The following is a 25,574-nucleotide window of genomic DNA, read 5'->3' as shown; positions in this document are numbered from 1 at the left end:
GGCGGCATGAGTCGGCAAAAATTAACCCTTTGCAATTTCTGTATCAGGCGGCCGGCCGCCCTGCCCCCTGCAAGGGAATCTGCAGGGTCAGCCGGCAACCGGCGCCCGATGCCGGCAGGCCCACCTCGAAGTGCCCGCCCAGCGCCGTCACCCGCTCGGCGATGCCGATCAGGCCAAAGCACTGCTTCTTGCGCTGCTGCTGCGGCGTGATGCCGATGCCGTTGTCGCTGATGGCCACATACACGGCGCAGGCATCCGAACTGAGTTCGATCTCGACCTGGCTGGCCTGGGCGTGCCGCAGGACGTTGCTGAGCGCTTCCTGCACGATGCGGAACAGCACGATCTCGGCCTGGCTGCCAATGGCGGCAAACAGGGCCTCGTCGCGGATCAGCAGCTGGCAAGCGACGCCGCTGCGCTTGCGGAAGTCGCCCACCTGCCACTCGATGGCCGCTTGCAAGCCCAGATCCAGTGCCATCGGACGCAACTCGTTCATGATGCCGCGCACGCTCTTGATGGTAGTGTCGACATTGCTGAGCACGGCGCCGACCCGGCGGTGCAGGCGCGGATGGGAACCCTCGGTACGGGCGCTGAGCATGGAGATATCGATGCGCAAGGCCAGCAGGTTTTGCCCCAGTTCATCGTGGATATCGCGCGAAATGCGCTTGCGCTCGTCTTCCTTGGCCGTTTCCAGGTGCAGCGCCAGCTGGCGCAGCTGCGCATGCGACTGGCGCAGGGCGCCATCCATCAGCTTGCGTTCGGTAATGTCCGTGTGCGCCACCACCACGCGCAGCGGCCCTTCGCCGAGGAAACGGCTGATCCTGGCCTGCGACCAGCGCGGGCCTGAGCGCGTGGCAAACTCATACTCGAGCGCAAACGTGTCCGCATTGCCGCCGATGACGGCACGGATGCCGGCGGCCAGCTCGCGTCCGGCGCTACGCTGCCAGCGCGGGTCCGTCTCGCAAAATTCCAGGTAGTGCAACGGCCGTGGCGTATGCCCGACGAAGGCCAGGCATGCCTGGTTCGCATGCACGACGCGGCCCGCCCGGTCCAGCACCAGCACCCGGTCCGTCAAGGAATCGATAGTGGCATGAAAGAACCGCTCGGCATCGCGCAAGGCTTCCTGCGCCCGCTCGCGCTGGTGCACTTCCAGCTGCAGATGCTGGTTGGCGCGCAGCAATTCGGCCGTGCGGTCGATGACCCGCTGATCCAGCTCGCGGTGCAGTTCGCGCAAGTCCGCCTCGGCCAGCTTGCGCTCCGTGATGTCGGAAAACACGCCGACAAAATGGCTGATCGCGCCATCCGGACTGCGCATGGGCGTGATCGACAGCGACTCGACGAAACGCTCGCCATTCTTGCGCCGGTTCACCAGTTCACCGTACCAGCTGCCATCCTGGTGCAAGCTGCGCCACATGGCCTCATAGAAATGCGGCAAATGCGTGCCGCCGCCGAGGAAGGACGGATCGCGTCCGATGGCTTCCTCCGCCTGGTAACCGGTGATGGTGGTGAAGGCGGGATTGACGGAAATGATGCGGTTGCCGCTGTCCGTCACCAGCACGCCTTCGCGTATGCTGTCGAGGATGACGAAGGCGCGCCGCAAGGCCGATTCGCGCGCATGCTCGTCGCCCAGGTCCGTCACCACCATGCGCGCCGTGGCGCTGTCTGCATCGAAATTGGCCTCGATGCGCACCATGCCGCCCATGCCGCCCGCTTCGCCTTCGAACAGTTGCGCTTCAAGCACCTGGCGCGCGCCGCTGGCAAAGACGGCATCGAGGAAACGGCGGAAGCTGCCCTGCGCCTGGGCGGCGACGAATTGCTCGAAACGCCGCCCCAGCAGCTGGTTCTTGTCGCGCTGCAACAAGCCGCAGGCCGCCACGTTGACGCGCGTGATGACGCCTTCGCGCGCCAGCGAAAAATAGCTGACGGGCGCCTGTTCATACAGCTGCGCATAACGGTCGCGGCTGCTTTCAAATTCATTCTTCAGCCGCTCCAGCTCGGCCAGGGCCACGCTCTGCATTTCCAGCTCGATCTGGCTGACCTGCAGCTCATGCAGCTGGCGCATCATGTCTTCATTCGACTGCGGCGGCGCTACGGGCTGGCGCTGCTGCGCCGCCAATTGCTCGGCCTGCTCTCGCAACCTGGCCAGCCCGCTCTCCTCGTCGAATGGTTCGTTCATGACGCGCTCTCTCCTGCTTTCCCGTCTGCCACGGCGCCGGACTGGATCTGGCGCAGCTGGGCTTCCAGCAGTTTCGATTCTGTAATGTTGATGAAGGTCACCACCACGCCGTCGATCACATTTTCCACCGTGCGGTAAGGCATGATGCGCACGTTGTACCAGCGCCCGTTCTTGGTCTGCACCTGCCGCTCGCAAAACACCAGGCTGCGGATCACTTCCAGTGCGTCCGCTTCCAGGTTCGGGTAGGCCAGGTCGTTGACGATGTCGCTGAGCGGGCGGCGCAAGTCCGTCTGGATCAGCTTGTAGATTTGCGTGGCCGGCGCCGTGAAGCGGCGAATGCGCAGCTCGCTGTCGAGGAAAATGGTGGCGATATCGGTACTATTGAGCAGATTTTTCATGTCGCTGTTGACCAGCGACAAATCATCGACCTTCGATTGCAGCTCCGCATTGACGGTGTACAACTCCTCATTGAGCGACTGCATTTCCTCCTTCGACGTGGTCAGTTCTTCATTCGCCGATTGCAACTCTTCATTGGTCGACTGCAACTCCTCGTTGGCCGATTTGAGCTCTTCGCGCGAGGTCTGCATTTCGTCGCGCACGGCCTGGATTTCATTGCGCGCCTGGATCAGCTGCTGCTCCAGCTCCAGCATCCTGGGACTCGACGAGCGGCCCCGGCGCGGCGCAGCCGCCAGCGGCGTGCTGGCAAACGTGACGAAGACCATGCCGCTCAGCGCTTCGGGCTGACGCAAGGCTTCCGCCGTCAAGTCCACGCCTTGCGCCTGTCCCGCGTGATCCTTGAGCACCAGGCCTGTCAGGCGTACCACGCTGTCGCTCTGCTGCGCCTGCGTGATCAGGCCCGCCAGCTCGTAGCGCAAACCCTCGCGCGCCATCGCGTGAATATTCCAGTTGGCCTTGCCGGCAGCCGGTTCCAGAAAGGTACCCGTGCGGCCGTTGATGTACAGGATATCCCCATCCTGGTTCAGCAGCACGGCCGCAGGCGAATATTTCTGGAGCAATAATTGCTCGACATGGGATTGGATTTTGGCGGGCATGCTGACTTCTCTCGTGTCGCTGGGGGTAGGAGGCGCGGCCGACGACACCTTCGTGGGAAAGTATGTCAGCAAGCGCTGGCGCGCCAGGTTGTCAAGGCGGCGGTACAGCCTGGTGGATGTCGTCAGGGGCGAAAACAGATCGGAAAAATGTGCCGGCGTGTCGGCGCTGCCCAACAGCAAAATGCCATCGCGGTTCAAGGCGTAGTGAAACAGGGGAATCAAACGCTGTTGCAGCTTGGCATTGAGGTAGATCAACAGGTTGCGGCAGCACAGGATATCGAGCTTGGTGAAGGGCGGGTCCGAAATGATGTTTTGCTGGGCAAAGATGATCATGTTGCGGATCTCTTTCCTGACCAGGTAATCGTTCTTGTCCTGCAAGAAAAACCGTTCCAGGCGCTCGGTCGACACCTCGCTGCTGATCGTTGCCGGAAAACGGCCCTGGCGCGCGCGGTCGATGGCGTCGGCCGACAGGTCGGTGGCAAAGATCTGCAGGCTGTATTTCGACGGCGGGTTGCTGCTGGCCACCACTTCATGGAACACCATGGCCAGCGAATAGGCTTCCTCTCCTGTGGAACAGGCCGGTATCCATGCCTTGAAGGCGCGCCCGTCCGGGTGGGTCGCCAGCATTTGCGGCAAGACCACCGTCTTCAGGTATTCCCACACTTTCGGGTCGCGGAAAAAATTCGTCACGCCGATCAGCAATTCCTTGAACAGCAGGTCGATTTCCGCAGGATTGTTGCGCAGATAGGGAATGTACTCTTCCATCGACGTCATCTGGTACAAGCTCATGCGGCGCTCGATGCGGCGCAGCACCGTATTGATCTTGTAGTCTGAAAAACTGTTGCCCGTATGTTCAGACAGCAAGGCGATAATTTCCTGCAACGCATTGCGTCCGCTCGGCTCCTTGCCTGGCAACGCCAGGAAGCTGCTGCGAAACAGGTAGCTGACGATCTTTTCCGGCATCTTGTCGGGAAAATCGACGAGGTCCACCGCCTCGGCGGCGATGGCGCTTTGCGGCATCATGTCGAACTTGGCCGTATCGGGGTGCTGGGCCAGGGTCAGGCCGCCCGCCTGCTTGATGGCCTGCAAGCCGCGCGTGCCGTCGCTGCCCATGCCGGACAAGACCACGCCCACGGCCAGTTCGCCCAGCTCGGCCGCCAGACTTTCGAAGAAAGTATTGATGGGCAGGCGGTGTCCGCGCAGCTGCAGCGGTTCGCTGAGCAGGAAACGCCCCTTCGACAGGCCCAGGTCGGCATTCGATGGAATCACATAGATGTGGTTCGGCTGCAATGCCGTCTGGTGCGTGATTTCCGTGACGGGAATGCTGGTGGCCCGTTGCAGCAGTTCCGGCAGCAGGGCTTTTTGCGTGGGATCAAGGTGCTGGATCACCACATAGGCGATGCCGCTTTCCACTGGCACATGGGTCAGGAAAGCCACAATCGGGTCGAGACCACCGGCCGACGCGCCGATGGCCACCACGGGAAAATCGATGGCGGCCACCTCATGCGCTGGAGCTTTGCTGTGTTTGCTGCGTGTCATCGTCGGCAAGAATGCAGCCGCGGCACGTGCGCCAGGCTGGCGGATGGATAATCTTGCATTCTAGCACTCAAGGCGCGCGGGAAAACGCGAATTTGGCGCAGGAGTTTTCCCCTGCGCCAGCCTGCCCTCTACTGCGTCTGCGGCACCTGCCAGCCGCCGCCCAGCGACTGGATCAGGGCCACGGCCGTCGTCTGGCGGTCCGCCTGCGCCTGCACCAGCGAACGGCGCGCCGACAGTGCCGTCACTTGCGCCGTCACCACGTCCGTGTAGCCGACCTGGCCCGCGTTGTAGCGGTTCAGCATCTGCTGCTCGACCTGGTCGGCGGCGGACGACGCCTGCTGGCGCAAGGCCAGCTGCTCGGCCAGCGCGCGCGTGGCCGACAACTGGTCTTCCACGGCGCCAAAGGCAGACAGCACCGTCTGGCGGTAGCGCGCCACGGCCGCCTCGTGGCCCGCCTTGGCCGCGTCCACGCTGGCCGTGGTGGCGCCCGCGTTGAACAGGGTTTGCGCGGCCGACACGCCCAGCGACCACAGGCTCGACGAGGCGTTGAACAGGTCGCCCACACGGCTGGCGCCGGAGCCGTACGATCCTGTCAGGTTCAGGCTGGGATAGTAGGCCGAGCGGGCGATGCCGATCTGCTCGTTGGCCACGGCGACTCTACGCTCGGCGGCGGCGATGTCGGGACGGCGCTGCAGCAGGGTCGACGGCACGCCCAGCGGCACGTCCGGCACGGTCAGGGTCCACGGCGCCACGGCCAGGCTGAAGTCGGACGGCGCCTTGCCCAGCAGGATGGCGATCGCGTGTTCGAGCTGGGCGCGCGCGCGCGTCTGGCCCGACAGGTCGATCTGCGCATTGGCCAGCTGCGTCTGCGCCTGCAGCAGGTCGGACTTGGCGGCGATGCCGGCATTGAAGCGGTTGCTGGTGATGTCGAGCACGCGCTTGTAGCCATCGATGGTGGCGTTCAGCAGCGCGATCTGCGCATCGCTCTGGCGCAGTGAAAAATAATTGGTGGCCAGCTCGCCCTGCGCCGACAGGCGCGCCGCGGCCAGGTCCGCCGCACTGGCGGCTGCGCTGGCGTCCGCCCCCGTCACGCCGGCGCGCAGGCGGCCCCAGATATCCGGTTCCCACGATGCGCCGATGGCGGCCTTGAAGTTGTTGTTCGTCTGCTGCTCGCCGCCACCGCCCGAACGGGCGCCGCTGCCCGTCAGGTTCACGCTGGGGAACAGCGAAGCGCGCTGTTCGCGCACCAGCGCGCGCGCCTGCTCGTAGGAAGCGATGGCGGCGGCCACGTTCTGGTTCGATATGTCGATGCCTTCGGCCAGCTGGTTCAGCTGCGCGTCGCCGAACAGGGTCCACCAGGGGCCCCGTTCCAGGGTGTCGGCCGGTACGGCAGGCTGCCAGCCGGCAGCCTCCTTGAATGCGTGCGGCGCGGCGGCCGTTGGCGTTTCATACGTCGGACTGACGGCGCAGCCGGCCAGCAGCAGGAAAGCGGTGGCCGCTGCCAGTGCCGGCAAATGGCGTGCGGGGACGGCGGACGGGATAGGTTTTACTTGCTTCATGATTGTGTGCTCGGGTTATCTGGCCCAGGAATGCGGCTCAATTGCTGCTCGTCGGCGCTGCGCGTGCGCAGCTTGTCGAGCAGGATGTAGACCACCGGGGTGGTCAGCAATGTGAGTAACTGGCTGGCAATCAGGCCGCCGATGATGGCGACCCCCAAGGGCTGGCGTAGCTCTGACCCCTCGCCGAAACCGATCGCCAGCGGCAAGGCGCCAAGCGCCGCCGCCAGGGTGGTCATCAGAATGGGGCGGAAACGCAGCAAACATGCCTCGCGCACCGCGTCCACGGCTGTCAGTCCGCGCGAACGCTCGGCCTCCAGCGCGAAGTCGATGATCAATATAGCATTTTTCTTGACGATACCGATCAACAGGAACACGCCGATCAGGGCGATGATGGAAAATTCCATGCGAAACAGCAGCAATGCCAGCACGGCGCCCACGCCCGCCGACGGCAAGGTCGACAGCACGGTGATCGGGTGGATCAGGCTTTCGTACAGGATGCCCAGCACGATGTAGATCACCACGATGGCCGCCAGGATCAACAGCGGCTGCTCCTTGTTGCTGTCCTGCGCGCTCTTGGCCGAACCCTGGAAGCTGCCGCGCACGTTCACCGGCATGCCGATTTCCGACTCCGCCTGGGCCACGGCCGCCTGGCCCTCGCTGAGCGGATAGCCGTCGGCCAGGTTGAACGACACGGTGGTGGCCAGTTCGCCGCCCTGGTGGTTGATGGAGGTGGCCGTCGCGCTTTCGGCAAAGCTGCTGAACGACGACAGCGGCACCATCGTCGCCAGGGTGGTACTCAATGCCGTGCCGCTGGACGGATCGCGCGCGGCCGTCGTGTTCGACGCCGACACCACGCTGGTGCTGGCCGTGGCGGTACTGGTGCTGGCCGTCGTGCCGGTGGCCGCGACGGCGGCCGCATTCGACGCCGGCACGTACACGGAGCGCAGCGCTTCCGGGCTTTGCGCATAGCGGGGCGCCACCTCCATGATCACGTGGTACTGGTTCAGCTCATCGTAGATGGTCGCCACCTGGCGCTGGCCGAAGCTGTTGTACAGCGCATTGTCGATATCCTTGACCTGCACGCCCAGCTGCGTGGCGCGGTCCTTGTCGATTGACACAAAGGTTTCCACGCCATTTTCCGCTTGGTCCGTGTCCACGTCGATCAGGGCCGGCTGCAGCTTCATCTGGTCGGCCAGCTTGGCCGCCCATTTTTTCAGGTCCGCCTGGTTGTCGCTGATCAGGGTGTACTGGTACGTGGAATTGCTGGCACGCCCGCCCATGCGCAAATCCTGCACGGGGTTGAGGAACAGCGAAATGCCCGTCACCTTGGCCAGTTGCGGGCGCAGCCGCGCGATCACGGCCTGGCCCTTGTCGGTGCGCTGCGACGCGGGCTTCAAGTCGATGAACATGAAGCCGCCCCCTGCCCTGCCGCCGCCCGTGAAACCGACGACGGTGGCGACGGCCGGATCGTCCTTGATGATGTCGACCAGCTGGCGCAATTTACTCTGCATGGCCTGGAACGAGATGCTCTGGTCGGCGCGCATGCCGCCACTGATCTGGCCCGTGTCCTGCTGCGGGAAGAAGCCCTTGGGCGCGGCTGCAAACAGATACACGTTCAGGCCGACGACGAACACGAGGATGGTCATCACCAGCGCGGCGCTGGACAGGGCCCAGTCCAGGCAATGCTCATACACTTTCAGCATGCGCTCGAAGCCCCGCTCGAACCAGCGCGCGACAAGGCCCGGCCGCTTGTGCTGCGCGCCGCTTTTCAGCAGCCAGGCGCACATCATCGGCGTGGTGGTCAAGGAAATGACCAGCGAAATCAGCACGGCGGCCGACAAGGTCACGGCAAATTCGCGGAACAAGCGCCCCACCTGGCCGCCCATGAACAGCAGCGGGATGAAGACGGCCACCAGCGACAGGCTGATCGACAGCACGGTAAAGCCCACTTCGCGCGCGCCCAGCAGGGCCGCCTTGAAGCGGTCCATGCCCGCCTCGATGTGGCGCTGCGTGTTTTCCAGCACCACGATGGCGTCGTCGACGACAAAGCCGGTGGCCACCGTCAGCGCCATCAGCGACAGGTTGTTCAGGGAAAAACCCAGCATGTACATGACGCCGAAGGTGCCCAGCAAGGAAACGATGGTGGCCACGGCGGGGATGATGGTGGCGCGCACGCTGCGCAAAAAAGCGCTGACCACCAGCACGACCAGCACGATGGACAATATCAGCGTGAACTCGATCTCGTGCAGCGAGGAGCGGATGGAATTGGTGCTGTCGGACGCCACCTGCAGCCGGATGTCGTCCGGCAGCTGCGCCTGCAGTTGCGGCAGCAGCGCGCGCACGCCGTCCACCGTGGCGATGACGTTGGCGCCCGGCTGACGCGTGATCAGCACGATGACGGCAGGGTCGCCATTGAACAGGCCCAGAGTATTGTTGTTCTCCACGCCGTCGACAACTTCGGCCACGTCGTCGAGGCGGATGGCGGCGCCGTCGCGCCAGGCCACCACCAGGCCGCGATAATCGGCGGCGCTGCGTCCGCCCGAGGCCGTCGTCGCGCCCGAATAGATCTGCAGGCTGCGCGCGTCGCCGGAAATCGCCCCTTTCGGCCGGTTGGCGTTGCTGGCCTGGATGGCTGCGCGCACGTCTTCCATCGACACGGCATAGTGACTGAGCTGATATGGCAGCAGTTCCACGCGCACGGCCGGCAGCGAGCCGCCGCCCAGTTCCACGTCGCCCACGCCTTTGACTTGCGCCACCTTTTGCTGCACCAGGTTCGACACGGCGTCGTAGATCTGGCCCGGCGTGCGCGTTTTTGACGTCAGCGCCAGGATGATCACGGGCGCGTCGGACGGATTGGCCTTGCGGTAGGTGGGGTTGCTGCGCAGGGTGGCCGGCAAGTCCACGCGCGAGGCGGCAATGGCGGCCTGCACTTCGCGCGCGGCCGAATCGATCTTGCGGTTCAGGTCGAACTGCAGGTTGATGCGCGTCGAGCCCGTGCCCGACGACGACGTCATCTCGTTCACGCCCGAGATCACGCCCAGGCGCCGCTCCAGCGGCGTGGCCACCGAGGTGGCCATGGTCGCTGGGCTGGCGCCGGGCAGGCTGGCGCTGACGGAGATGGTCGGATAATCGACCTGCGGCAGCGGCGAGACGGGCAGCACGAAGAAGGCGCCGACGCCCGCCAGCGCGATGCCGAGAGTCAGCAGCACGGTGGCGATGGGCCGCTTGACGAATGGTTCTGACAGGTTCACGCGGCGCTCCCCGCGTTATCGGCCGGCTTGTCCAGGCTCACGCCCCGCGTTTTCGACGCGAAGCGCTGGCCAAGGCGGTCGAAGCCCAGGTAGATGACAGGCGTGGTAAACAAGGTCAGCACCTGGCTGACGATCAGGCCGCCGAAGATGGCCAGGCCCAGCGGACGGCGCAACTCGGCGCCCTCGCCCCAGCCCAGCATCAGCGGCACGGCCGCGAACAGGGCTGCCAGGGTCGTCATCAGGATAGGACGGAAGCGCAGCAGCGCCGCCTGGTGGATGGCTTCCTGCGGGCTTTTTCCTTCATCGCGCTCGGCCTCGATGGCAAAGTCGATCATCATGATGGCGTTCTTCTTGACGATGCCGATCAAGAGGATGATGCCGATGATGCCGATCACGCCCAGGTCCTGCCCGGAGATCATCAGCGCCAGCAAGGCGCCCACGCCGGCCGACGGCAGGGTCGACAGAATCGTCAGCGGATGGATGTAGCTTTCGTACAGCACGCCCAGCACGATGTACACGCAGACGACGGCGGCCAGGATCAGCCACAGCTGGTTCGACAGCGAATTTTCATACGCGCCGGCCGCGCCGAGGAAGGTCAATGTCACCGATGGCGGCAAGGCGATGTCCTGCGCCGCCTGGCGGATGGCGTCGACGGCGCTGCCCAGGGCCACGCCCTGCGTCGTATCGAAGCCGAGGGTCGTGGCCGGGTATTGCGCCACGTGCGTGATTTGCAGCGGCGCCTGTTTTTCGCTGACGCTGGCAAAGGCGGACAGCGGCGTCGACTTGCCGGAACCCGTGCGCACCTGCAGTTCCGACAGGTCGGCCGGCGTGGTGACGATGCCCGGTTGCGCTTCGAGAATGACGCGGTACTGGTTGGTTTCCGTGAAAATGGTCGAGATGATGCGCTGGCCGAAGGCGTTATATAACGCGTCGTCGACGGTGGCCGTGGTCACCGACATGCGCGCGGCGCTGTCGCGGTCGATGGCCACGGTGACGGCGGCGCCCGTGGCGCCCGCATCCGTGACGACGTTGCGCAGCTGCGACTTTTCACGCATGCGCGCGGCCAGCTTGCCGGCCCACTCGGTGACGGTGGCCGTGTCGGCCCCTTCGAGCGAGACACGGTACTGCGTCGGTCCCGATTCCGCATCGATGGTCAGATCCTGCGTCGGCTGCAGATACAGGGTCACGCCGGCCACCTTGGCCACGCGGTTGCGCAGGCGCTCCATGATCTCGTCCTGGCTGCCGCTGCGCGGGCGCTTCAGGTTGATCAGCATGCTGCCCGTGTGCAGCATGGTGTTGTTGGCCGCATCGACGCCGACGAGGGAACTGAGGGTATCGACAGCGGGGTCTTCCAGCAGCGCGCTGGCGGCCGCCTGCTGCAAGGTGGCCATGCGTTCGTACGAGACGGCTTGCGAGGTTTCGATACGCGCCTTCAGCTGCCCCGTGTCCTGCGTGGGGAACAGGCCTTTCGGGATGGTGATATACAGGACGACGGTCAGCAGCAAGGTGGCCAGGGCCACCAGCAGGGTCAATCCCTGGCGTTTCAGCACCCAGACCAATGCATGGTCGTACTGCACGATGACGCGGTCGAGGAAGGCCTGGATGCGCTGGCCCGTGGCGCTGACCTTTTCATCGGCACGGCTTTTCAGCCAGCGCGCCGACATCATCGGCACCAGCGTCAAGGACACCACGGCGGAAATCAGAATCGTGATGGCCAGGGTCATGGCAAATTCACGGAACAAGCGGCCCACCACGTCGCCCATGAACAGCAGGGGAATCAGCACGGCGATCAAGGAGACCGTCAGCGAGATGATGGTAAAGCCGATCTGCGACGCGCCCTTCAGGGCGGCGGCCATCGGCGTTTCGCCCTCCTCGATGTAGCGGGCGATGTTTTCGATCATGACGATGGCGTCATCGACGACAAAGCCGGTGGCGATGGTCAGCGCCATCAGGGACAGGTTGTTCAGGCTGTAGCCGAGCAAATACATGACGCCGCAGGCGCCGATCAGTGAGATCGGCACGGACAGGCTGGCGATCACCGTGGCGCGCATGCTGTGCAAAAAGGCGAAGATCACCAGCACCACCAGCAGCACGGACAACAGCAGTTCCATTTCCACGTGTTCAACCGAGGCGCGGATGCCCGTGGTGCGGTCACTCAGCACGTCGAGCTTCATGGCCGCCGGCAGGCTGGCCTGCAAGTCCGGCAGCAGGGCCTTGATGGCGTCGACCGTCTTGATGACGTTGGCGCCGGGCTGGCGCTGCACGTTCAGGATGATGGCCGGCTGCTTGCCCGACCAGGCGCCCAGGCGCGTGTTTTCCGCGCTGTCGATCACATTCGCCACATCAAGCAGGCGCACGGGCGCGCCATTTTTATACGTGATGATCAGGCGCTTGTAGTCTTCCGCCGTGACCAGCTGGTCGTTGGCGTTGATGGTGAACGAACGCGTGGGACCGTCGAAACTGCCCTTGGCGCTGTTGACGTTGGCCGCCGCGATGGCCGTGCGCAGGCTGTCGAGGCCCAGGCCGTACGAGGCCAGCAGCCTGGTGTCGCCCTGGATGCGCACGGCCGGACGCTGGCCGCCCGACAGCGAGACGAGGCCGACGCCATTGACCTGGCTGATCTTCAGCGCCAAACGCGTGTTGACGATGTTCTGCACCTGCGTCAGTGGCATCGTGTCGGACGTGATGGCCAGGGTCAGCACGGGCGCGTCGGCCGGGTTGATCTTCGCGTAGACGGGCGGCGCCGGCAAGTCGGTCGGCAGCAGGGAGCCGCCCGCGTTGATGGCCGCCTGCACTTCCTGCTCGGCCACGTCCAGGGTCTGGCCCAGCGTGAACTGCAAGGTGATGATGGAGACGCCGGCCGCGCTGGTGGAGCTCATGCGCTGTAAGCCCGACATCTGCCCGAACTGGCGCTCCAGCGGCGCCGTCACGGTCTGTCCCATCACTTCCGGACTGGCGCCCGGGTACAGCGTCTGCACCTGGATCGTGGGGAAGTCCACCTGCGGCAAGGCGGCCAGCGGCAGGAACTTGAAGCCGACCAGCCCCGCCAGCACGATGGCCAGCATCAGCAGCGCCGTGGCGACGGGGCGCTGGATGAAGGGCGTCGATGGACTCATTGCGCTGCGCCCTTCGCTGGCGCGCTGGCCGGCGCCGATGCGGCAGGTACGCTGGCCGCGCCGTCAGCCTGCTGGCGGCGCTGGCGGCGTTCGCCATTGGCGGCTCCCGCAGCCGGCTTGTCTCCCGGCAGCGTGACTTTCGCGCCTTCCTTCAGGCGGTCGGCGCCTTCCGTGATGACTTGCTCTCCCGCTTCCAGGCCGGCGCGGATTTCCACCATGTCGGTGGTGGCCTGGCCGCGCGTGACCATGCGCACGGTGACGGTTTTATCCGCTTTCAGCACATACACGAAGTCGCCGTTGTTACTGTGCCGCAGGGCCGTGACGGGCACCAGCACGGCGCCCGTGATATTGCCCAGTTCCAGACGCACGTTGACGAACTGGCTGGGGAACAAAGCCATCTTGTCATTCGTGTAGCGGGCCTTGGCGCGCACGGTGCCCGTCTGCACGTCGACCTGGTTATCGAGCGCGCTCAGGCTGCCCTTGTCGAGCGTATGCGTGCGCGTGCGGTCCAGCGCCAGTGCCGCCACGGGCGAACCAGCGTTCAGGCGTTCCTGGATGGTTTGCACCTTGTCTTGCGGCACGGAGAATTCCACGTCGATGGGCGAGAGCTGCGTCACCACCACCACGCCGCCCGTATCGCTGGTGCTCACCAGGTTGCCGATGTCGACCACTTTCAGGCCCGCGCGCCCGCTGATCGGCGACACCACCCTGGTGTAGCCCAGGTTCAGTTTGGCCGTGCCTTCGGCCGCGCGGTCCGTCATGACGGTCCCTTCCAGCTGTTTTACTAATGCAGCCTGCGTGTCGACCTCCTGGCGCGCGATGGAATCCTGGCCCAGCAAGGTTTGATAGCGTTTCAGGGTCAGGCGCGCGTTTTCCAGCTGCGCTTCATCGCGCTGGCGCTGGCCCGTGGCCTGCATCAGCGCCATCTCGAACTGCGCCGGGTCGATCTGCGCCACCACCTGGCCCGCCTTGACCATGCCGCCTTCCTTGAATTTCAGCTCTTTCAAAATACCCGACACTTGCGGGCGCACCGTCACGGTGGACGCCGCCGTCACCGTGCCCAGCGCGTCGAGCACGACGGGCAAGTCGGACTTCACGGCCGTGGCCACGCCAACGGTGGTCGAGGGGCCGCCGCGGCGTCCACCGGGGCCGCCTGGCCCGCCTGGGCCACCGGCGCCAGGCTGCGCGCTGACGCCCGTATGCGTCAAATACCAGGCACCGCCGCCCAGCGCGGCCATCACTGCCAGGGCGATGACACTGCCGACGATTTTCGAGCTGCGGCTGCGCCGTGGGGTATTGGGTGCTGTCTGCGAATCCATCGCTTATCCTTGTATACGCCGCTGGCACGGCGAGTCTGTGGCGCCAGCCGAGGTGGGACACACTCAGGCCGGACGACCGTTTTTCGGGGTTGAATGAGCTACAAAGCGTCGGGAGTCAAGAGCTGAAAATCAGCTGAAAAAGCCGCGCTCCCATCGTGAAACGACTCTAGCATAGTCATGTAACTGTTTCATTTCGACTTGAAACAATTACACACAGTCAGGCAGGCATCGAAGGATCAGGCGGACCGGCAGGCATGCCGCCACTGCGGGGGGAACGGTGGAAAAATCAGGCTTGCGGGGCCAGGCACCGCCGCCATAGGGTTGGACGGACGGCTGGCAAGGCGATACAAACTCGCTACAAAATTTCTGCCAGCCTCCTTGACAGGGGCCGGCACAGCCGTTTCCGGAGGAGAAACGGCGGCGATTCTTTACCTGGATTTACAGCGTCATGCCAAGGATGACATCCTGGTAATCGGTGCAGCCCACGCGGAAGGTGCGCCGGCCCACCTGCGCAAAGCCGCAGCGCGCATAGAACGCCAGCGCGTCGTGGTTTTCCGCGTACACGCCCAGCAGCACCCTGCCCGCTCCGCTGGCGCGCGCCTGGCTCAGCGCCGCCTGCATCAGGCGCTGGCCCACGCGCTGGCCCTGGAAGCGGTGCAGCAGGTAGATGCGCTTGATTTCCAGGTCATTCGGCTGCGGGTTGTCCACCGGCAGGCTGGCGGGACTGAGCACCAGGTAGCCGACGGGGGCGCCACCGGGCGTGGCCTCGGCCAGCCACAGCCGCATGGCCGGCAGGGCCAGCCAGTCGCGGTACAGCTGCACGTCGTGCTGGCGCTGGCAATGGGCGATGACGTCGGCGCCATCGAGGATGCCGGCGAAGGTCTCGAGAAAAGTCGATTGCCCCACCAGCGCCAGCGCCGCTTCATCGCCCTTGGCGCAAGGGCGGATCGTGATCGCCGTGTCAATGTGTGTACTCATGTCACTTGCCATATTCTGCTCCTCAAGGAAAACAAGCCGGGCGTAGCCGGCCTGGGTATGCTGTTGATGTAGGTGTTACTTGCCGCCCAAAGGCACCTCGCACAGGCAGTGCGTGAGGGCCATGAACGGTTTGTGCTCGCGCGTGATGCCCGACAGCCAGGAGAGGTCCTGCGCCATGCCCAGCGCCGCGCCGGCCGGCAAGCCGGTCGTGGCCAGGCCCAGCTTCACGTGCTCGCCCAGTCCCAGCGAGGCCATGGCCTTGGCGCCGAACATGCCGATCAGGCGGTCCACGTTCGACGTTTCCTGCTCCAGGTACGTCACGCGGTAGTCGCCGCCCAGCTTGGCGCGCTTGGCCGCCGAGGCCAGCGCATCGCCATAGCTGCCGATGCGGTCGACCAGGTTGCGCTCTTTCGCCTGCAAACCCGTCCAGACGCGCCCCTGCGCCACTTCATTGATCTTTTCCGGCGTCGTCTTGCGCGCCTTGGCGGCCAGATTCAGGAAGTCGCCATACACGTGGTTGATCGAGCCCTGGATCACTTGCGCGAAGCGGGGGTCGAGCGGGCGCAATGGGTTGCCCGCGTCGGCCAGCCAGGTGGTCGGCGAGCCGGCCGTGTGGATGCCCAGCTTTTCCACCACCTTGTCGGCCGTCGGCAGAATCGCGAACACGCCGATGGAACCGGTGATGGTGGCCGCGTCGGCGATCACTTCATCGGCCGAGGTGCTGATCCAGTAGCCGCCCGAAGCGGCCACGTTGCCCATCGAGACGACCACGGGTTTGCCGGCGGCGCGCGTCAGTTCCAGTTCGCGGCGGATCAGTTCCGAGCCGAAGGCGCTGCCGCCCGGCGAATCGACGCGCAGCACGATGGCCTTGATCGATTTGTCTTCGCGTGCCTGGCGGATCAGGCGCGAGGTGGACAGGCCGCCGATGGCGCCCGGTGGCGCGATGCCGTCGCCGATCTCGCCCGAGGCAATGACCACGCCGACGGCGTCGCCGATGTGCACGGGGCGCAGACGCGCCAGGTAGTCTGTGTAATTGACCTGGCGGAAATTGGTGCCTTCCGTATTCTTGGCGCCGCGCGCCATCATGAACTGGCGCAGTTCATCGCGCGTTTTCAGGCCGTCGACCAGTTTGGCGTCCAGCGACAGCTTGCCCAGGTCGCCGCCTGCCGCCGTCATCATGGCGGGCAGGTTGTCGATCGACTGCATGATGGCGCCGGCCGGCAGCTTGCGCGCCTTTTCCACGTCCGTCGTGTAGGTGGTCCACAGGCCGCTGTTCAGGTAGCGGTCCGCTTCGGCCGCCGCTTCGGACGGGCCGTTGGCGATGAAAGGCTCGGCTGCGCTCTTGTAGGTGCCCACTTTCAGCAGGTTGACCGTCACGCCTACCTTGTCGAGCGCATCGCGGTAGTAATTGCGGTAGCGGCCAAAGCCTTCCAGCATGACGCCGCCCATCGGATGCACGAATACTTCGTCGGCCTTGGCCGCCACCAGGTACTGGCGCTGGTTGTAGCTCGAACCCCAGGCCGTGACCTTCTTGCCCGTGGCGCGGAAGCGTTCCACGCCTGCCGCCACTTCGCGCAGCGAAGCGAGGCCGCCGCCCTGCAACTCGTCGAGCAGGATCACCATGGAGCCGATGTGCTTGTCCTTGGCCGCCGTGTCGAGCACTGCCAGCACGTCGCGCAGCTGCACGCTTTTCTTGACTTCGCCGCTGACATTGGCCAGCACGGCCTCGCGCACGCCGCCCGGGGTTTCCTCGACCAGCGGGCCTTGCAAGTCCAGCACCAGCGTGGTCTTTTCCGCCAGGGGCTTGGCGCCGCCGCCAAAGATGGCGATCAGGATGGCGATGACGATCAGCAGGAAAATCAGATTGATGACCGCGCGGCGGGTGGCGTCCAGCGCGCGCCAGAATGCGCCAAAGCCGCGGCGCAGCGGCGGGAAGGGGTTGAGTGACATTGATGCTCCGTGGGGTTATGTACCGAAAGGAACTCAATATAGCTGAAAATGGCCGCGATCGTCTTGGGATTCGTCTTGTTTTGACAAGTATTGCGCGCCCTGGGCGCCCCGCCCTACCGGCGTGGAAATGAGGAACAGCCCCCCCAGCACCAGGGCGCCATTCAGGATCAGCAATTCCAGGCCGATGCGGTAATGCTCGAACAGCCGCGTTTGCTCCTGCTCGATCAGCGCGCACAGCAATGGCCCGGCCACGGCCACCAGCGGCACCCAGCGGTCGCGCACGCCGCGCCGGCTCAGCAGGCCGAAGGCAAACAGACCCAGCAACGGACCATAGGTATAGCTGGCCAGCTTCAGGATCACGATGATCATGCTGGGACTGTCAATCCACTTGAAGGCCATGATCAGGATCAAAAACAGTGCCGCAAAGCCCAGGTGGACACGGCGGCGCCAGCGCATCTGCACCGCCGGGCTCAAGTCCTGCCGTCGCTGCACGCCCAGGATGTCGATGCAGAAGGTGGATGTCAAGGCAGTGAGCGCCCCGTCCACGCTGGGAAACAGGGCGGAAATGAGGGCGATGAAGAAAATCAGCTGCACCACGGCAGGGAAATGCCCGAGCACCACGGCGGGAAACAGCTTGTCTCCCGTCGCCGTCACGCCCGCCAGCGGCGCATACAGGTGCAGCAAGCCGCCGAGAAAGAGGAACAGCAGCAGCACGCCGGTCAGCACCACGGTCAGGCTGAGCATATTCTTTTGCGAATCGCGCAAGGTCCGCACGGAGATATTCTTTTGCATCATCTCCTGGTCCATGCCCGTCATGGCAATCGTGATGAACATGCCGGCGAGAATGTGTTTCCACACATAGGCAGGACTGTCAGGGTCGACGGTGAAGATGCGCGTGAGGCCTTGCGCGCGCATGCGCTCGAGGCTGTCGATGAGGGACAGGTCCATTGCGCGCAGCAAAAATACGCTGCAAATGACGAGGCCCGCCAGCATGCACGCCGTTTGCAGGGTATCGGTCCAGACGATGGTCTTGACGCCACCCTCGTACGTATAGAGCAGGATCAGCAGCAGCACGACGCACGACGTCAGCCAGAATGGCACGCCCAGGCTGTCGAGAATGGTGGCTTGCAGGATATTGACCACCAGATACAGCCGCGCCGTGGCGCCCAGCAGGCGCGAGACGATGAAAAACGCCGCCCCGCTCTGGTAGGAACGCCGGCCCAGGCGCAGCTCCAGGTAGCGGTAAATCGACGTGAGCTGCAGCCGGTAGTACAGCGGCAGCAGGATGAAGGTGATGGCCAGGTAGCCGAGCACATAGCCGAGCATCAGCTGGATGTAGCCGAAGCCGTTGCTGCCAACGGCGCCGGGCACGCTGATGAAGGTCACGCCCGTGAGCGTCGTGCCCACCATGCCAAAGGCCACCAGCATCCAGTTGCTGTCCTTGTTGCCGATGAAAAAACTGTCGTTGGTGGCGTGGCGCGAGGTGCGCCAGGCCACGCCCAGCAAGATCAGGAAATACGCGAGGACGACGGCAAACAGGGTGAGGGGGGACATGAGCGATACGGCGTTGAGTAAGGTGGGCGGCAATATACACTGGTTTGGCGCTTCCCATGCAAGCCGGTATCAGCAGCCGCTCGGTTTCACGCGCTCCACTTCGAGGCCGAACCACGGACGCAAGCGCGTGCCGACGACGTTGCCGAGGAAGGCGCACACCAGCCACAGCCAGCCGTGCAGGCTGCCAGAGATAATGCCGCTGAAGTAAGCGCCGATATTGCAGCCGTAGGCCAGGCGCGCGCCGTAGCCGAGCAGCAGGCCGCCCACCACGGCGGCAATGATCGAGCGCCGCGGGATGCGCCACACGGGCGCATAGCGGCCGGCCAGCGCCGCTGCCAGCATGGCGCCCAGCACGATGCCGATGTCCATCACGGACGTCTTGTCTTGCATCAGCGGCGCGGCCAGGGCGGTCGCGTTGGCCTTGGTCGACCAGTAAGCCCAGCTGGCCGTATCGATGCCGATCACGGACGCGGCTTTCGCGCCCCACAGGGCGAACGCGGACGTCACGCCCCACGGCTTGCCCGACAGCGCCAGGGTGGCGAAGTTCAGCACGACGAGGGCAACGGCGCCCGCCACCAGCGGCCACGGGCCATGCAGCCACGGCGACGCTTGCACCGGGCGCAGCGGCGTGGCGACGAGCTTGCCATGGCGGCGCTTTTCAACGAAAACCGTGATGCCGGCGATCAATGCAAAAACGATCCAGTTCAGCGCCAGCGCGGGTACCAGGCCCAGGCTTGTGACGAGGGAAATCGGCTTGAGCTGCGGCAGCGCCGTCCAGAACGACATGTGCGCCGTGCCGATCACGGAGCCGACGATGAAGGCGGCCAGGGTGATGAGCATGCGCGTGCTGCCGCCACCGACCGTATACAGGGTGCCGGAAGCGCAACCGCCGCCCAGCTGCATGCCGATGCCGAAGATGAAGGCGCCAAAGATGACGGAGGTGCCGGCGGGAGCAACCAGGCCCGCGACGGGCGTGCCGAACAGGGTCCCGGCCGACAGCGCGGGAAAGAACAGCGCCACGCCGACGGCCAGCATCAGCATTTGCGCGCGCAAGCCGTCGCCGCGGCCATCGGCGATGAAGACGCGCCAGGCCGACGTAAAGCCGAAGGCCGCGTGATACAGGGTGATGCCGAGCAAGGCGCCCACCACATACAGCGCGGCCTGGTTGATGCCGACCGTTTGCGCCAGGTACCACGCGCCGAGCACGATGAGCACTAGCGCGACGCCCAGCGGTTTCGGATTGATGGCGGCGCGCAGGCGCAGCGGTGACATTGCTGTATCGGACATGGGGAGTATGGGCAAAAGGAAGGTAAGCCCTATTCTCGCCCGTTTTGGTGTTTTCTGCCAGAAACTTACTGGCAGACCAGGCTAGCTTAGTGCCCCACCGCATGAATCGACTTTTCACCGCCCGCCCGTACGGGAATCGGATTCAAGCGATCCAGACGTCCACTCAGCACCGTCAAACCGAACGCGCCCAGCACGACCAGCGCACCGATCCAGCCCGTATGCACGAGGCCCAGGTGCTCGACGATCAGGCCGCCGCCCCAGGCGCCGCCGGCGATGCCCAGATTGAAGGCGGCGATATTCAGGCCCGACGCCACGTCGACGGCGCGGGGCGTGAAGTGTTCCGCCTGCTGCACGACATACACTTGCAAACCGGCTACATTACCGAAGGCCACGGCGCCCCACAGCAGCACGGTGATGACGACGAGCACGGGATGCGGCGCCGTGAAGGTCAACAGCAGCAAAACAAACGCCAGCAGCAGGAAAATCAATTTCAGGGCGCTGACAGGACCTTTCTTGTCGGCCAGCTTGCCGCCCCAGATATTGCCGAACGCCACGGACACGCCATACACGAGCATCACCGCGCCCACGGCGCCGGCGCTGAAGCCGGACACCTGCTGCAAAATCGGCGCCAGATACGTAAAGGCGATGAAGGAGCCGCCATAGCCGACGGCCGTCATCGCGTACACCAGCAGCAGGCGCGGCTGGCCCAGCACCTGCACTTGCTGCAGCAAGGAAGCAGGTTTGCTGTGCTTGATGGTCGACGGCACGTACAGCAGACTGCCGATGAACGCCACGAGACCCAGCGCCGAGACGGCGAGGAAGGTTTCGCGCCAGCCGAAATGCTGGCCAATGAAGGTGCCCAGCGGCACGCCCGTCACCAGGGCCACGGTCAAGCCCGTAAACATGATGGCAATCGCGCTGGCTCTGAGTCCCATCCCCAAAGAATATACTAATTGTTCAAGATCAATCACTTACATAAGTAGACAATACTTTTTAGCATACTCGACTATCTAAGTAAGAAATGGGCCAGCTCTGGTGTCTTCGATGGGTACGTTCGCACGCCTTGCCCGATGATCTAGAGCGCTGGCGGCGAGCCCGCATCAGAGAGTTTCAATTTAGTCGCTGCTGTAAGGCTGAGTCTGAGTCTGAGTCTGAAGTCCAGACTGCCATAGGTTAATTAGTAGATCGTTGCTCTAACGACTGCTCATGCAGGCGTAGACGTTGATAAATGACCACCTTCTGGCCAGACAAAGGAGCACGTTCCGCGTCCTCATGCCAGTCGGTCATGAAAACTTCTGACGAAGTCACATTTTTTTCCCAAAGCAAATCAGCTAATTCAACGGCGTCAGCATGCGATAAGCGAAGGCCGTCTTCGCGTTCCGCAACAAGTATATCGTTAGCAAGATAAATTGTGACTCTCACATAAGTCCTTTTAGTCAAGCGCTCAGTGATGTTTAACCTGCTTCTCGGATATTGTTCGATGGCTATTATTCGCAGTACTATCGAGTTCTGTTGCATTCAGTATTCGGATCGCACTCGCAGCACTTTAGCATAGTGTATCAAGCCCCAATCCACCTAGCATAAAAAAATACTTTAGCATGATTTTTGTGTCATCGGTTTATACGGTTTTGGCTGATTTTTCTTGGTTTGGACAGTCCCGGTTTGTTGAAGAAGGTCTGTCTAGCAGTGAGCGCCATGGCCTTGCGCAGCAGTTCGGCAGCAGTGCCGAAGCACAGCAGCAACGAAGGCAACAATTTGTTCTTGCAGGCCCGAACGCAGGAAGTCGCGCACCCAAGCGAAGCTGGTGTTGCTAGCCTTCTCGACGCGCATGCAAAAGCCGATGTGGGGTTTGTTGAGCAAAGCGACCAGCCGGCGGCAAGGTAGCCCCGGTCTATCAGTAATACGTCGCCGATGCCGGGCAGATCGAAGTGCTCGAACGGTATCTGCCGTTCGTTCTCGTGGACGCTGTGCAGCGATACTGCGATGCGCGATTGAGCGATGTCGGCCAACTGTGCGGCGTGCGGCTTGAACGGCTCGACGTAAGTCAGCACAGCCTCTATCAGTGGATAAAGCGTTTCAGTGTTCCGCCACCATTCTGGCCGTTCCTTCCGTCACAGCTCTCGCTACATAATTCGTACCGGATTCTCACTCACTTGGCCAACGCCGCGATGCATGGCCTTCTCATAGCACTATGTCGTCATGCGCGGCGGTGAGTGCTACTTCGAGGCGGTTTACCTATTTTGGAGTTGGATCTCAGCCTCTGACACATTCGAGAGTAGCGAGAAATACCGCGATCGCGATGTCGTCGTGAGCTTTTCAAATGGACCCAAGCTATGAAGAGTCGCTAACGCGTCGATGTTGTTTTTTTGTGATGTGAAAGGTGCTCGACGCTCAGTAAAATACACCTTTTCGGAAGCGACCGCTGCATCTAGAAGCTCTCTCACTTCCGAATACCTTGGATAGCGAGCGGCGGATAAAAATGCACCATCGAAGACAACGGCCACTTTAGCGCCGGCGAAAGTTCCAATTGCAAGTGCCGCTACTTCCGGCAAATTGGCTTCTGCAGCATCTGAATTGCTGTAATCCGAAGTAGCCTCTCTTGGAGTGGCAAACAACATTACCTGTTCGACGTTAGAGTCAGCTATGGTTGAGAGGAGACACGCCAGTTTATCGCCAGTATTTGCTGATCGCGTCGAGTATCGCAGTGCTTGTGTCATCATATATCCGCTACGAGGCGGCCTTTCAATTTGTTGGCTTCCGGCCAACACGGTGCGCCAGGTGGCGCGGGAACTTTCCTATGATTTGCTAAAAGAAGGAGATATTAGGGTCATTAGCTCGTCCATCTCACCAGGAGAGAACGCATGTAGTGGCTCGTACTTCCCGTGATCTCCAGCAAATACGTAGTGAGCGCATTCGCAATCGTCAGGTGACTCCTCGCAGTTCGCACAGACAGAGTTGCATAACTCAATCATCCGATCGATAGCGGTAGACGGATCACTCGCATCATAGTGATCGTAGTCATCGATAACCAAATCGTCCCCTTTTGCGAAATCCAAGACATCCTCATCAGAATCTAACGTCCATCTTGACAATGCCTTGAGTCCTGGCAAAAGTACTACACGGCAGTAATCAAAGCGGTACTCTGAAAGGTGACAGAAAACACGCCCGTCGTGCGGGGCTAGGCTCCGTGCGGAAATCTGACCATATTGTGTGAGAACGTCTTTGTACCGATCAGGATGCAATTGGATGTGCTTCAAGCCGTTATTTATGGCGTCTATCAATTGCATTTTCCGGTTGCGGATGTAGGCTCCAGAAACCGCAAAATTCTCGTCAAATTTGACGATCAAGTCTTTCCTGCCTCCCGGTATACCACCAGCTTTTCTCACAGCTAATAGGTAATCGACGCTATGTGCACATATAAGATTCGCGCCATAAGCTTCGTGGACAGCAACCGTGTTCGCGCGTACTTTTATTTCCAAATCATGCGAAGCAGGTTTGAGAATATGCTCCACATAATACCGGTAGTCGCCGCAAGCCTGCTTCAGCTCTGGACTAAACACAATCGGAAGTTCTTGTTCGAAATCTTTTATGAAAGCCATGTTTTCCGATATCAATGGTGTGGATTGAGAAGCTCGATTTTGTAGCCCGGCATCACCCGCAGGCCGTCATCGGCCGATTGGAGCAGCACCACAGCGCAGTTTTTGCCGGTCGCAAATGCAATCTGCGATGCCAAGTACGCAAGCTCCTTCTTCCAATCCTGAACTTGCTTGTCCAGTGGCGCCTGTTGCTCTTTGGTGGTCAGAGAGATATTCGTTAACATTGACCTTTCATCGCTTACTTAGCGTATGTCCGCGATTAATGTATCGGTACTCTTGATAAGGAATAATTCGACGCTATCGGGATGACGCTCTAGCACTTCACCGGTCGCCTCTAGTGAGAAGGTGTCGACGTAGCCATCCGGCAGCGCGAACGTCGCGTGGGGCTGCCGCTCCTGGATTACGAGGTACTTGGTTCCGTTCTGGGCATAGGCAGTGAATTTGTCAAAAATGTGCATAATATTCCTTGGTGAATTGTCGCGACCAGCGCGTACTCGGGCTGTGCGTGGAACGGGGTTGCCTTGCCAATCGCCGCCACCGTACTCTCTGGTAAATCTAAAAAATTTTGGAGACGATTTGAGCGGTGCTAGGCCCAACTCTTTCCTGAGTTCGTCGCGTAGGTATTTCAATACCTAGTCGATACTTTTCTCTTTATGCGAATCGAGCCATTTGGAAATAGCTTCCACCTCGGCAGGTGAGCCTAACAACTGAATATCTGCGATGGCCGATTCGAACGCCACAGCTTGCTCTTCCGTCTTGTCTTCTCGATTTTCCGCCGCCTCCAGTCGCCGGTAAGCGTCCAATAGATATGCGGTGATTAGCTCTCGCCTTTTACTGGCTCGATCTCGCGTCACGTTCAATCCGTGGGCGATCATCCCACCCAACGCCGCGACGAGCGCAGCTAAGCTAGGTGTCAACACATAAAAAAGTTTGACACAAGTAGCCTATACAAATCAATGATTTACGAAAAATCCGTAAAAACGACTTTAGAAAAAAGTTTGACACAAACAAATCAGATTTTAAACGATATCGATATCTTGCAATAAAAAGTTTGACACAATATTATCGCCGAACGAGACAAGCTTAAGGCACAACTCAATACCCTAAAATCCAATAGCCACGTCATTGTAGACCGACGCCCTCTAGGCGCTTCAGTAGTAACAAAGCCGGGTACGGCCCCCTTGACGGTATTAGTGATGAATGCACAACTGACGGCATCGGAACGAACGGCACTCCAGAAAGCTATTTCGCCAGAATTTTTGGAGCATCAAGGGTGGCGAGAAGGGAGCCATGGTGACATCCTGAACGACCGAGGACGGACACTCTTCGATATCGGATTTGCGCGCGCGATCCGCAAGGTACTGGGTGACTGAGCCATCACTTCCTTATTTCGACCACTGCCATCAGCAAAATGGGAGATACTCGAAGGTGCGCAAGGCGATTGCATTATCCGATTAAAGCAGCACCCGAAAGCAATTTTTATCTACCGCTTGCAACAGCTGTCCAACCATAGCTTGTGAGCAGTTCAGCAGTGTCTAGTGAATTCGTGGCGATTCAGATTGAATAGTGGATCAGTCCGTAGCCGTCGATTTTGACGTTTTTTTTCGTTGAATTGAAGAAGACAACGATGGCAAGCACTCAAATAAACGTTCCGCATATACGAATCCCATCCGCCTAACCGCTCCCTGATCAAAATACAGCAGCCAGGCAGCAAGTAGCGCAACCGAAACAAGTAGCGTCAAGCCAGCAGCGAGGCCGGGATCGGCAAAATTGACTGGGGAAAAATGCGGAGGCGCTACATGCAAGACCTTCGCAATCAACAATCCGTAGAGAATACCCAAGAGGCACGACAAGATGCCGACGGGCTTCATCGCCAGCATATTGCGGTGAAATCCATAGGCAATGTTTTCTTTCAGTAGAAGTTGCTTGTTGGAACGGGTGAGTTCGCGGAGTCGCTTGGTTGCCCCCATGTAGATATCGTCTGCTTTGTCGTAATCTGCCGACTCCTCTTCCACAGTTGGAATGATAATACCCAACTTAGCTGTAATCGCAGCGTGATATCGCTGCTTGCTGACACTATCCAAAAATTTATCACGATGGCGCAAGGCGATGGTTGTTGGCATTCCACCCCATTTCTTCACTAGGTGTCCAGTCCCGTTTGATCATAAACGCGCTTAACGAATAGCTCCGGTTTCTTTTG

19 protein-coding genes and 1 pseudogene are annotated in these 25,574 nt (G+C 61.8%); 1 reads left to right on the top strand and 19 read right to left on the bottom strand.

The window, feature by feature from the left end:
• Window positions 1-43: 43 nt before the first annotated feature.
• The 18 genes and pseudogenes from AC54AF_RS20875 to AC54AF_RS20790 form a co-directional block, all read right to left on the bottom strand.
• Window positions 44-2,173: a PAS domain-containing sensor histidine kinase gene (locus tag AC54AF_RS20875; protein ID WP_496638060.1), complete on the bottom strand. Its 2,130-nt coding sequence runs from the start codon at window positions 2,171-2,173 to the stop codon at window positions 44-46.
• A complete protein-coding gene (locus tag AC54AF_RS20870; RefSeq protein WP_496638059.1) occupies window positions 2,170-4,764 on the bottom strand; it encodes a chemotaxis protein CheB in 2,595 nt (864 codons plus the stop codon). Before AC54AF_RS20870 ends, AC54AF_RS20875 begins: the two co-directional genes overlap by 4 nt.
• 128 nt (window positions 4,765-4,892) lie before the next feature.
• Window positions 4,893-6,323 carry an efflux transporter outer membrane subunit gene (locus AC54AF_RS20865; RefSeq protein ID WP_496638058.1) on the bottom strand — a complete coding sequence of 477 codons (1,431 nt, stop codon included), beginning with the start codon at window positions 6,321-6,323 and terminating at the stop codon, window positions 4,893-4,895.
• Window positions 6,320-9,574 carry an efflux RND transporter permease subunit gene (locus AC54AF_RS20860; RefSeq protein ID WP_496638057.1) on the bottom strand — a complete coding sequence of 1,085 codons (3,255 nt, stop codon included), beginning with the start codon at window positions 9,572-9,574 and terminating at the stop codon, window positions 6,320-6,322. Before AC54AF_RS20860 ends, AC54AF_RS20865 begins: the two co-directional genes overlap by 4 nt.
• Window positions 9,571-12,690, bottom strand: a complete 3,120-nt coding sequence (locus AC54AF_RS20855) for an efflux RND transporter permease subunit (protein WP_496638056.1) — start codon at window positions 12,688-12,690, stop codon at window positions 9,571-9,573. Before AC54AF_RS20855 ends, AC54AF_RS20860 begins: the two co-directional genes overlap by 4 nt.
• Entirely contained in the window at window positions 12,687-14,009 is a 1,323-nt protein-coding gene (locus tag AC54AF_RS20850) for an efflux RND transporter periplasmic adaptor subunit (protein WP_496638055.1), read from the bottom strand. Before AC54AF_RS20850 ends, AC54AF_RS20855 begins: the two co-directional genes overlap by 4 nt.
• Before the next feature lie 438 nt (window positions 14,010-14,447).
• A complete protein-coding gene (locus tag AC54AF_RS20845; RefSeq protein WP_496638054.1) occupies window positions 14,448-14,987 on the bottom strand; it encodes a GNAT family N-acetyltransferase in 540 nt (179 codons plus the stop codon).
• 75 nt (window positions 14,988-15,062) lie between these two features.
• Window positions 15,063-16,937 carry a signal peptide peptidase SppA gene (gene sppA / locus AC54AF_RS20840; protein WP_496638053.1) on the bottom strand — a complete coding sequence of 625 codons (1,875 nt, stop codon included), beginning with the start codon at window positions 16,935-16,937 and terminating at the stop codon, window positions 15,063-15,065.
• 33 nt (window positions 16,938-16,970) lie between these two features.
• A complete protein-coding gene (locus AC54AF_RS20835; RefSeq protein WP_496638052.1) occupies window positions 16,971-18,491 on the bottom strand; it encodes a sodium:solute symporter in 1,521 nt (506 codons plus the stop codon).
• 69 nt (window positions 18,492-18,560) lie between these two features.
• Entirely contained in the window at window positions 18,561-19,778 is a 1,218-nt protein-coding gene (locus tag AC54AF_RS20830; RefSeq protein ID WP_496638051.1) for a YeeE/YedE family protein, read from the bottom strand.
• Window positions 19,779-19,864: 86 nt separating this feature from the next.
• Window positions 19,865-20,701 (bottom strand): annotated as a pseudogene (locus tag AC54AF_RS20825) (MFS transporter); the annotation flags it as partial.
• Window positions 20,702-20,951: 250 nt separating this feature from the next.
• Complete coding sequence (locus AC54AF_RS20820) at window positions 20,952-21,296, bottom strand: hypothetical protein (RefSeq protein WP_496638050.1); 345 nt, start codon at window positions 21,294-21,296, stop codon at window positions 20,952-20,954.
• A gap of 92 nt (window positions 21,297-21,388) precedes the next feature.
• Complete coding sequence (locus AC54AF_RS20815) at window positions 21,389-21,829, bottom strand: hypothetical protein (RefSeq protein WP_496638049.1); 441 nt, start codon at window positions 21,827-21,829, stop codon at window positions 21,389-21,391.
• Window positions 21,830-22,009: 180 nt separating this feature from the next.
• Window positions 22,010-22,495 carry a hypothetical protein gene (locus tag AC54AF_RS20810; RefSeq protein WP_496638048.1) on the bottom strand — a complete coding sequence of 162 codons (486 nt, stop codon included), beginning with the start codon at window positions 22,493-22,495 and terminating at the stop codon, window positions 22,010-22,012.
• Between the two features lie 78 nt (window positions 22,496-22,573).
• Window positions 22,574-23,377 (bottom strand): hypothetical protein, encoded by an 804-nt coding sequence (locus AC54AF_RS20805; protein ID WP_496638047.1) that lies wholly within the window; start codon window positions 23,375-23,377, stop codon window positions 22,574-22,576.
• Window positions 23,378-23,388: 11 nt separating this feature from the next.
• Complete coding sequence (locus tag AC54AF_RS20800; protein ID WP_496638046.1) at window positions 23,389-23,598, bottom strand: hypothetical protein; 210 nt, start codon at window positions 23,596-23,598, stop codon at window positions 23,389-23,391.
• 18 nt (window positions 23,599-23,616) lie between these two features.
• Entirely contained in the window at window positions 23,617-23,832 is a 216-nt protein-coding gene (locus AC54AF_RS20795) for a hypothetical protein (protein WP_496638045.1), read from the bottom strand.
• 174 nt (window positions 23,833-24,006) lie between these two features.
• Window positions 24,007-24,249, bottom strand: coding sequence for a hypothetical protein (locus AC54AF_RS20790; RefSeq protein ID WP_496638044.1), 243 nt, complete (start codon window positions 24,247-24,249; stop codon window positions 24,007-24,009).
• A 186-nt stretch (window positions 24,250-24,435) separates the two neighbouring features.
• Here AC54AF_RS20790 and gmtX point away from each other — a divergent pair, with 186 nt between their 5' ends.
• A complete protein-coding gene (gene gmtX, locus AC54AF_RS20785) occupies window positions 24,436-24,747 on the top strand; it encodes a gamma-mobile-trio protein GmtX (RefSeq protein ID WP_496638089.1) in 312 nt (103 codons plus the stop codon).
• A gap of 198 nt (window positions 24,748-24,945) precedes the next feature.
• Here gmtX and AC54AF_RS20780 read toward each other — a convergent pair whose 3' ends face one another.
• Window positions 24,946-25,497: a hypothetical protein gene (locus AC54AF_RS20780; protein ID WP_496638043.1), complete on the bottom strand. Its 552-nt coding sequence runs from the start codon at window positions 25,495-25,497 to the stop codon at window positions 24,946-24,948.
• Between the last annotated feature and the right edge of the window lie 77 nt (window positions 25,498-25,574).

The sequence above is a fragment of the Janthinobacterium sp. JF4 genome (assembly GCF_059617925.1).
The sequence above is the reverse complement of the archived record's forward strand: the minus strand, read 5'-3'. Positions and strand labels throughout refer to the sequence as shown.